This is a genomic window from Pseudomonas protegens (genome assembly GCF_003732485.1).
Taxonomy (GTDB): Bacteria; Pseudomonadota; Gammaproteobacteria; order Pseudomonadales; family Pseudomonadaceae; genus Aquipseudomonas; species Aquipseudomonas protegens_B.
The window spans coordinates 163,769-171,738 of record NZ_MOAK01000086.1 but is presented as its reverse complement, the minus strand read 5'-3'; the positions used below and the strand labels follow the sequence as shown (position 1 = coordinate 171,738).

Annotated in this window: 11 protein-coding genes; 6 read left to right on the top strand and 5 right to left on the bottom strand. The window is 59.7% G+C overall.

Annotated elements, in window-relative coordinates:
- From BLX41_RS36460 to BLX41_RS27715, 6 genes are all read left to right on the top strand, one after another.
- On the top strand, nucleotides 1-198 hold a 198-nt coding region (locus BLX41_RS36460; protein WP_473241691.1), incomplete at its 5' end, for an ABC transporter ATP-binding protein C-terminal domain-containing protein.
- 182 nt (nucleotides 199-380) lie between these two features.
- Nucleotides 381-1,874: an RNA polymerase factor sigma-54 gene (locus BLX41_RS27735; protein ID WP_123727466.1), complete on the top strand. Its 1,494-nt coding sequence runs from the start codon at nucleotides 381-383 to the stop codon at nucleotides 1,872-1,874.
- A 79-nt stretch (nucleotides 1,875-1,953) separates the two neighbouring features.
- Nucleotides 1,954-2,259, top strand: coding sequence for a ribosome hibernation-promoting factor, HPF/YfiA family (gene hpf / locus BLX41_RS27730; RefSeq protein ID WP_016966642.1), 306 nt, complete (start codon nucleotides 1,954-1,956; stop codon nucleotides 2,257-2,259).
- A gap of 12 nt (nucleotides 2,260-2,271) precedes the next feature.
- Nucleotides 2,272-2,736: a PTS IIA-like nitrogen regulatory protein PtsN gene (ptsN, locus tag BLX41_RS27725; protein ID WP_123727465.1), complete on the top strand. Its 465-nt coding sequence runs from the start codon at nucleotides 2,272-2,274 to the stop codon at nucleotides 2,734-2,736.
- Nucleotides 2,737-2,738: 2 nt separating this feature from the next.
- The gene (gene rapZ, locus BLX41_RS27720; protein WP_011059266.1) at nucleotides 2,739-3,596 is read left to right on the top strand and encodes an RNase adapter RapZ; all 858 of its coding nucleotides are present in this window, start codon (nucleotides 2,739-2,741) and stop codon (nucleotides 3,594-3,596) included.
- 16 nt (nucleotides 3,597-3,612) lie between these two features.
- Complete coding sequence (locus BLX41_RS27715) at nucleotides 3,613-3,885, top strand: HPr family phosphocarrier protein (RefSeq protein ID WP_041115979.1); 273 nt, start codon at nucleotides 3,613-3,615, stop codon at nucleotides 3,883-3,885.
- 29 nt (nucleotides 3,886-3,914) lie between these two features.
- Here BLX41_RS27715 and BLX41_RS27710 read toward each other — a convergent pair whose 3' ends face one another.
- From BLX41_RS27710 to BLX41_RS27690, 5 genes are read right to left on the bottom strand one after another with little or no spacing between them, the layout of a single operon-like run.
- Nucleotides 3,915-4,808 (bottom strand): ZIP family metal transporter, encoded by an 894-nt coding sequence (locus tag BLX41_RS27710; RefSeq protein WP_123727464.1) that lies wholly within the window; start codon nucleotides 4,806-4,808, stop codon nucleotides 3,915-3,917.
- A gap of 33 nt (nucleotides 4,809-4,841) precedes the next feature.
- The gene (locus BLX41_RS27705; protein WP_123727463.1) at nucleotides 4,842-5,453 is read right to left on the bottom strand and encodes a superoxide dismutase; all 612 of its coding nucleotides are present in this window, start codon (nucleotides 5,451-5,453) and stop codon (nucleotides 4,842-4,844) included.
- A gap of 1 nt (nucleotide 5,454) precedes the next feature.
- The gene (locus BLX41_RS27700; protein WP_102861148.1) at nucleotides 5,455-5,904 is read right to left on the bottom strand and encodes a hypothetical protein; all 450 of its coding nucleotides are present in this window, start codon (nucleotides 5,902-5,904) and stop codon (nucleotides 5,455-5,457) included.
- A gap of 27 nt (nucleotides 5,905-5,931) precedes the next feature.
- The gene (locus tag BLX41_RS27695) at nucleotides 5,932-7,308 is read right to left on the bottom strand and encodes a class II fumarate hydratase (RefSeq protein WP_123727462.1); all 1,377 of its coding nucleotides are present in this window, start codon (nucleotides 7,306-7,308) and stop codon (nucleotides 5,932-5,934) included.
- Complete coding sequence (locus tag BLX41_RS27690; protein ID WP_123727461.1) at nucleotides 7,301-7,696, bottom strand: FagA protein; 396 nt, start codon at nucleotides 7,694-7,696, stop codon at nucleotides 7,301-7,303. The genes BLX41_RS27695 and BLX41_RS27690 overlap by 8 nt, the downstream gene beginning before the upstream one ends.
- Nucleotides 7,697-7,970 lie beyond the last annotated feature (274 nt).

Genomic DNA, 7,970 nt, shown 5'->3' with positions numbered 1-7,970 from the left:
AAGCAGATCATCCACCACCTGAAGGCCAAGGGCATCGGGGTGCTGATCACTGACCACAACGTCCGCGAAACCCTGGACATCTGTGAAACCGCCTATATCGTCAATGACGGGCAACTGATCGCCGAAGGCGACTCCGAGACCATCCTGGCCAACGAACTGGTCAAGGAAGTCTACCTGGGCCATGAGTTCCGCCTGTAAAGGCTGAGGTGTCGGGCTAGATGCCAGAGCGCCAGGAACAATAAATCCCTACAAACTTTATTGTTACAGCGCTCTAGGCAAACACTTCAGTTTCAGGCATATAATTTGCTTATGTTTGGCGCTCCGGCGCCCTGTAGTGGATGGCGCATGTGCGCCGGCAAATAAGGTGTTAAGCCCCTGCCATGAAACCATCGCTAGTCCTGAGAATGGGCCAGCAGCTGACGATGACACCGCAGCTGCAACAGGCCATCCGCCTGCTCCAATTGTCGACCCTGGACCTGCAACAGGAAATCCAGGAAGCCCTGGAGTCCAACCCGATGCTCGAACGCCAGGAAGATGGCGAAGACTTCGACAACAGCGACCCCTTGGCCGACAACACAGAGTCCAAACCCAACACCGAGATCCAGGAACCCTCCTACCAGGAAACCGCCCCCACGGTGGATAACCTCGAGGAAGGCGAATGGAACGAACGCATCCCCAACGAACTGCCGGTCGACACCGCCTGGGAAGACGTCTACCAGACCAGCGCCAGCAGCCTGCCCAGCAGCGATGACGACGAGTGGGATTTCACTACTCGCACATCGGCTGGCGAGAGCCTGCAGAGCCACCTGCTCTGGCAACTGAACCTGGCGCCGATGTCGGATACCGACCGCCTGATCGCCGTGACCCTGATCGATTGCATCAACAATCAGGGCTACCTGGACGAGACCCTTGAAGAAATTCTCGAGGCCTTCGATCCGGAATTGGACATCGAACTGGACGAGATCGAAGCCGTCCTGCACCGCATCCAGCAATTCGAGCCCGCTGGCATCGGCGCCCGCAACCTGGGTGAATGCCTGCTGCTGCAATTGCGCCAGCTGCCAGTTAAAACCCCTTGGCTGAGTGAAGCTCAGCGCCTGGTCAGTGACTATATCGACCTCCTGGGCAGTCGCGATTACAGCCAGCTGATGCGCCGCATGAAGCTCAAGGAAGACGAACTGCGCCAGGTCATCGAACTGGTGCAGAGCCTCAACCCGCGTCCGGGCTCGCAGATCGAATCCAGCGAAGCCGAATACGTGGTGCCGGACGTCATTGTGCGCAAGGACAACGAACGCTGGCTGGTGGAGCTGAACCAGGAATCCGTGCCACGCCTGCGGGTCAACGCACAGTACGCAGGCTTTGTTCGCCGCGCCGACACCAGTGCCGACAACACCTTCATGCGCAATCAGTTGCAGGAAGCTCGCTGGTTCATCAAGAGCCTGCAGAGCCGCAACGAAACCCTGATGAAAGTCGCCACGCAGATCGTCGAGCACCAACGGGGCTTCCTGGAGTACGGCGACGAAGCCATGAAACCGCTGGTTCTGCATGACATCGCCGAAGCCGTGGGCATGCATGAATCGACCATTTCCCGAGTGACCACGCAAAAATTCATGCATACCCCCCGGGGCATATATGAGCTGAAATACTTTTTCTCCAGCCACGTCAGCACCTCCGAAGGCGGCGAATGCTCGTCCACGGCGATCCGCGCGATCATCAAAAAACTGGTGGCTGCGGAAAATCAGAAAAAGCCGTTGAGTGACAGCAAGATCGCTGGTTTACTGGAGGCACAAGGCATTCAGGTAGCCCGTCGTACCGTCGCCAAATACCGCGAATCCCTTGGGATCGCGCCTTCCAGCGAACGGAAGCGGTTGATGTAGCCGCCGGGCTGGCCACAGCGTTTCAGGGGCAGGCAACCCAGCCTGCCGCTTTATGCACTGGCAACGAAGGAGAAGCTGTATGCAAGTCAACATCAGTGGACACCAACTCGAAGTGACTGAACCTCTGCGCGCTTACATCGGCGAGAAACTCGACCGACTGGAGCGGCACTTCGACAAGATTACCAATGTGCAGGTCACCATGGCTGTCGAGAAGCTGAAGCAGAAAATCGAAGCCACCCTGCACATCCACGGTGGGGAGGTCGTCGCCAATGCAGAACATGACGATATGTATGCCGCAATCGACCTGCTCACGGACAAGCTTGACCGCCAACTGAAAAAGCATAAGGAAAAGCAACTCCACCTTCTCCAAGGCACGGGTCGCTAACACTCCCCTCCCATGATCCGACTTGAAAGCATCCTGACCCCCGGCCGTTCCCTGGTGAACGTGCCGGGTGGCAGTAAAAAACGCGCCCTCGAACAAATTGCCAACCTGATCAGCCGCGAAGTGCCTGATCTGGAGATGCAGGATGTCTTCGAGAGCCTGATCGCCCGTGAAAAACTCGGTTCCACCGGTTTTGGCAACGGCATCGCCATTCCCCACTGCCGCCTCAAAGGCTGCGAGTCACCTATCAGTGCGCTGATGCACCTGGACGCTCCGATCGATTTCGACGCCATCGACGGTGCCCCCGTGGATCTGCTGTTCGTCCTCCTGGTTCCGGAAGCCGCCACCGACGCACACCTGGAACTGCTCCGGCAGATCGCCAGCATGCTCGATCGCAAGGAAGTCCGTGACCGGTTGCGCGGCGCCACCAGCAATGAAGCCTTGTATCAGGTTGTCCTGGACGAGCAAAACGGTCAGTAATCATGCGCTTGATCATTGTCAGCGGCCGCTCCGGCTCAGGTAAAAGCACCGCCCTCGATGTTCTCGAGGACCACGGCTACTACTGCATCGACAACCTGCCCGCCGGCTTGTTGCCCGAGCTGGCCGAACGCGCGTTGATTCACACGGAACTGGCACAACCTCTGGTGGCAGTTTCCATTGACGCCCGAAACCTGCCCAGCCATCTGTCGCGCTTCCCCGAGTTGCTGGAAGAAGTGCGCAGCCGGCATATCCAGTGCGACGTGCTCTATCTGGACGCCGACGAGGAAACCCTGCTCAAGCGCTTCTCGGAAACCCGGCGGCGCCACCCGCTGAGCAGTGCCAATCGTTCGCTGGCCGAAGCCATCCACGATGAAACCCAGCTGCTGGGACCCATCGTCGATCTGGCCGACCTCAAGGTCAACACCACCAATCTGAACCTCTACCAACTGCGGGACACCATCAAGCTGCGCCTGCTGAACCAACCCGAACCCGGGACTGCGTTCCTGGTGGAGTCTTTCGGTTTCAAGCGCGGCATGCCGGTGGACGCCGATCTGGTGTTCGACGTGCGCTGCCTGCCCAATCCGTATTGGAAGCCCGAACTGCGTGCCCAATCCGGGCTGGACGCACCTGTGGCCGAATACCTGGCCGCACAGCCGGATGTCGAGGAGATGTTTCAGGACATCTCCAGCTATCTGCTCAAGTGGCTGCCACGCTTTGCTGCCAGCAATCGCGCCTATGTAACCATTGCCATTGGTTGCACCGGCGGGCACCACCGCTCCGTGTACCTGACCGAGCGCCTGGGCCAGGTCCTGCAAAAATCCCTGAAGAACGTCCAGGTTCGCCACCGCGACCTTAGCTGAAAGGATCTACCCCGCGATGCCAGCTCTGGAAATCGAGATCATCAACAAACTGGGCCTGCATGCCCGTGCCTCGGCCAAATTCGTCGGTGTAGCAGGACAGTTTCCCTGCCAGATCCGCGCCGGCAGGAGTCCGGAATCCATGGTGGACGGCAAAAGCATCATGGCCATGATGATGCTCGCCGCAGGCAAGGGCACCAAGATCCATCTGAAGACCGAGGGCGAGCAGGAACAGGAAGCGTTGAATGCGTTGGTGGCATTGATCAACAACTACTTCGACGAGGGCGAGTAAGCCCCTCCGGGCCATTCGCCAAACGCCCCTCAGGCGAGCGCCGTGTCCATCACCATCATCAGGCAAAAGCCGATGCACAACCCGAGGCTGGCGAGCTTTTCGTGACCATTGCGACGGGACTCGGGAATCACTTCGTGAGTCACCACCAGCAACATGGCTCCCGCCGCCAGGGCCAACCCCAGCGGCAGCAGCACCTGCGCCAGACTCACCAACCAGGCACAGAGCAAGGCAAATACCGGCTCCACCAAGCCTGAAGCGGCGCCAATCAGGAATGCCCTGACCCGCGACATCCCCGCCCCCGCCAGCACCAGCGCGATCACCAGCCCCTCCGGCACATCCTGCAGGGCAATCCCCATGGCCAGGCTGTCCGCATCTGCCATGCCACCTCCTGCCGACACCCCCACCGCCATGCCCTCCGGAATGTTGTGGGCAATGATGGCGAAGACAAACAGCCAGATGCGTGGAGCGATCACCGGATGCTCCGCCGTCCCCGCCAACACTTCAGGGCTGGCCCCCGAGACCTTGCGATCCACCAGGAACAGGCCAAAGGCCCCCAGCATGATGCCGGCGCAAACCAGGCCACTGGAGCCCCAGGCAGACAAGCCCAAGTCTTGAGCGGAGGCGATGCCGGGAACGATCAGCGAAAACGCCGTCGCCGCCAGCATCACCCCAGCGCCAAAACCCAGCAACGTATCACTCACGGCCACCGGCATTTTGCGGATCACCAGCACCGGGACTGCCCCTAGCGCCGTACCCAGTGCGCAGATCGAGCCACCCTGCAAGGCGCGCAACAACCTTGGCTCCAGATTCAGCCAGCTCAACCCTTGAGCCACCAGCAACGCGGTACCCGCCAACAACAACAGCGAACCGAAGGCATAACGAAACATTCGTCCGCTGCTGATCGCCAGTGTTTCAGTGCCCATAGTCGGCCTTAGATCTTGTTATGAATGGAGGTATCAGGCCATCGCGGCCTGATAGCGTTGAGCAACTTCCGGCCAATTGATCACGTTGTAGAACGCATTGATGTATTCCGGCCGACGGTTCTGGTATCGCAGGTAGTAGGCGTGCTCCCACACATCCAGACCGAGAATCGGCGTATTGCCATTCATCAGCGGGCTGTCCTGGTTACCGCTGCTTTCCACCACCAGTTTTTTCTCCGGAGTCACACTGAGCCAGGCCCAGCCGCTGCCAAAACGGGTCAGTGCAGCCTTGGTGAACGCCTCCTTGAAACTCTCGAAACCACCCAGTTGCTGCTCGATTGCCTGACCCAGGGCACCCTCGGGCCTACCGCCGCCTGCCGGAGTCATGACTGCCCAGAACAGCGAATGGTTGGCGTGGCCGCCCCCTTGGTTGATCACCGCGGCCCGAAGTTTTTCTGGCAGTTGCTGGACGCTGGCCACCAGCTTCTCGACTTCCCAGCCCGCCCATTCAGTGCCTTCTACGGCGGCATTGAGATTGTTGATGTAGGTCTGGTGATGCTTGCTGTAGTGAATCTCCATGGTTTGCGCATCGATGTGCGGCTCCAGGGCGTCGTAGGCATAAGGCAGTGCAGGCAAGGTAAAGGACATATCAATGGGCTCCGTAAGAGGGGCTGTCGGCTAGCGGGCTGTCGGCTGACAAGCCCGCGACGTTGCTGTCCAGCAAACGATGAGTACGGGGGTATTCACCGTGATCACCGATGAAATTGAGCAGCTCGACGTAGGTCTTGCTGCTCTGGCGCAAAGCCGCTTCGCGCAAGGCAGGGCTGAGGCGGCTGTCCTGCATGGTTTGCAGCAGGCGCTGGTGGATCGCGCAGAGGTACTCCGCGCTCTCCTCCGGCTGGTTCAGGCGTAAATGCAGGTCCGCCAGGTTATGATGGGAAATCACACAGGCTGCCACCGCCTCATCGGCATCTCCCCAGCGCTCGAACAACACCTGGGCCAAGGCCAGTGCCTGCAGGTAGAACTCGCGAGCGTCCACCAGTTCGCCCTGCATAAAGAGACGATTGGCCCTTTCGATCGTGCGTTTCCAATGCTCCATGGTGAGCCTCCAAAGCGGTGTCGGGGGTTACACGCCGCCTGCGGTGAGTTTTTCCGGGTCCAACAGGACCTCAAGCTGGCTGCGTGGCAGATCAGTGAGTTCAAGTGCCACGTCGATCACCGGACGACCTTGCTTGTAGGCGGTCTTGGCGATTTCTGCGGCCTTCTGATAACCGATGATCGGGTTCAGAGCAGTCACCAGGATCGGGTTGCGTGACAGTGCCTCCTTGAGCTTGGGCTCGTTGACCTTGAAGCTGACAATGGCCTTGTCCGCCAACAGACGACTGGAGTTGGCCAGCAGCTCAATACTGCCGAGCAGGTTCTGGGCGATGATCGGCAGCATCACGTTGAGCTCGAAGTTGCCCGATTGCCCCGCCACGGTGATGGTGCTGTCGTTCCCAATGACTTGGGCAGCGACCATCGCCACGGCCTCCGGAATCACCGGATTGACCTTGCCCGGCATGATCGACGAGCCCGGCTGCAGCCCCTCCAACTCAATCTCGCCAAGCCCCGCCAATGGGCCGGAGTTCATCCAGCGCAGGTCGTTGGCGATCTTCATCAACGACACCGCAGTGGCCTTGAGCTGACCGGACACCGTGACCGCCGTGTCCTGTGAACCGATCAGGGCGAACAGGTTCTTGCCCGGGGTGAACTGCACCCGGGTCAGCTTGCTCAACTGCTGGCTGAAACGCACGGCGAATTCAGGGTGGGCATTGATCCCGGTGCCCACCGCCGTCCCACCCTGAGCCAAGGCCTGCAGGCTCGGCAGCAGGTCTTGCAAGTGAGCGATATTGGCCTTGAGCTGCTGCGCCCAACCTTCCAGTACCTGACTCATTCGCACCGGCATCGCATCCATCAGGTGGGTACGACCGGTCTTGATGAAGGGATGCACCTGCACCGCCTTGCGCTCGATGACCTCCACCAGATGCAACAGTGCCGGCAACAATTGCTCATGCAGGGTCAGGGCTGCGCTGACGTGAATGGTGGTGGGAATGATGTCGTTGCTACTCTGGCCACAATTGACGTGGTCATTGGGATTGACCGGCTCGCCCAACAGGCGGCTGGCCAGGGTCGCCAGCACTTCGTTGGCATTCATGTTGGAACTGGTGCCGGAGCCGGTCTGGAAGATGTCCACCGGGAAGTGCTGCATGAAGTCACCTTCCAGCAGACCCTGAGCGGCATCGACAATGGCCTTGCCCTGGGACTCGCTGAGCTGGCCAAGCTCGACGTTGGCCTTGGCCGCCGCGGCCTTGGCCAGGATCAGGGCCCGAATGAAGGCTGCCGGCATGCGTTGGCCGCTGATGGGAAAATTATCCACCGCGCGCTGAGTCTGCGCGCCATACAGGGCCTGCTCCGGGACCTGCAGTTCGCCCATGCTGTCGCGTTCGATACGGGTATTACTCATCGGGAAATCCTTGCACCAGTTCAATCAGAGGAATGGAAGGCAGCAGCGAGCAGGTCGCCAGTTGCCAGGCATGGCTTTGCCAGCGCTTGAGCCGGCACTTGCACAAAGACAACCGCTCCATGTCACGCAATGGCCGCCAGGCCTGATCCAGGCACAGGCTGCGCCAGTGCCAGGGCAGCGCCGTATCGGTAGCGGTATCGATCAACAAACGGAAGGAGGTTTCACCGACGGTCCAGGCCGACATCGCGGTGCAACAGGCCAGATAGCGGCCCTCGGCGAGGTAATGCTCGATCAGACGCGGTTCGTCCGGTTCCAGTGCGCAACGGATCTGGCGGCTCATCCAGCGCCAGCTTTCGAGGTAGGGCTGCTCGTGCAAGGCAGAACTCATAACCTGGGCTCATTGAATAATGATTTTCATTATTAAATGATATTGAGAATCAAATCAATCTGGCTTGTACGATTTTTGTCCAACTCTTGTAGGAGCCGACTTGCCGGCGAATGAGCCCTTGAGCCTGGTGTCGGGCGTCCGCACGCCTTCGCTGGCAAGCCAGCTCCTACAAAGCGCCAGGCATAAAAAAACGCGCCACCGGGGGAGGTGACGCGTTTGGGTGACTCAGGAGGGCGGTCAGCTGCCGGCGACAGTCATGCGCTCGATCAGCACC